General features: G+C 61.4%; 1 pseudogene. It reads right to left on the reverse strand.

The window, feature by feature from the left end:
* Window positions 1-717, reverse strand: a pseudogene (locus tag WF331_RS29150) (T6SS effector BTH_I2691 family protein); the annotation flags it as partial.

Genomic DNA, 717 nt, shown 5'->3' on the forward strand with positions numbered 1-717 from the left:
GAGCAACCCGAGAAAGTTGGGCTTCACTCGCGCAGTGGTGGTCAGTTCTATCGATATTGTCCGGCTACCCGAGATGCGCAGTTGTTTCATTTCCTCAACCTGCGCCATGCCGCTCTTCAAATACTTCTGTGCCTCCTGGCCAAATGGATTTTCCGTGATGGCCTGTTCGGTGATTCGATAGCGCGCTGCCAACAACCCCAACGCCTTCTCGGCATTCGCCTCCCGTGCCGCCAACAGCACCTGCTGACGCAGGCCATGACTGGCATCCCACCGCGTCTGGCCACGCAGGCGCTTGAGCACTACGGTATTGACCGCCTGGGCGGTAAGGTCGGTGATGTCGGCCATGGCCGGGAAGCGACCCGCCAATCCTTCGATGACGTTGTCGCTGGCGCCGAACAAAGAGCCGGCCGAATCCGCCTTGTCCTTGAACGGGTTGAACGGCGCCAAGGCGGTGTACAGCGGGCTGTCGTGCTGGTCCAGCCATTGCTCCAGGCGTTTGAAGCGTCGGTCATGCTCTTCGGTGCCGGGTGTCGGCTGGCCCATCGGGTGAATCAGCAAAGCCAGCGAGATTTCCAGGCCGCGGGCGGAGGTGCGTTCGTCGCGGTCGTAACACGCCAGAGCGGCTGCCAGGCTGTAGGGGTTGTCGATATGTTGCGATTCGGCAGTGGCCAGCCAGGCGTCATGATCATTGCTGGCTTGCAAGGCCAGGTTGCGCAG

Source organism: Pseudomonas sp. YNh, from assembly GCF_037993085.1.
Classification (GTDB): Bacteria; Pseudomonadota; Gammaproteobacteria; order Pseudomonadales; family Pseudomonadaceae; genus Aquipseudomonas; species Aquipseudomonas putida.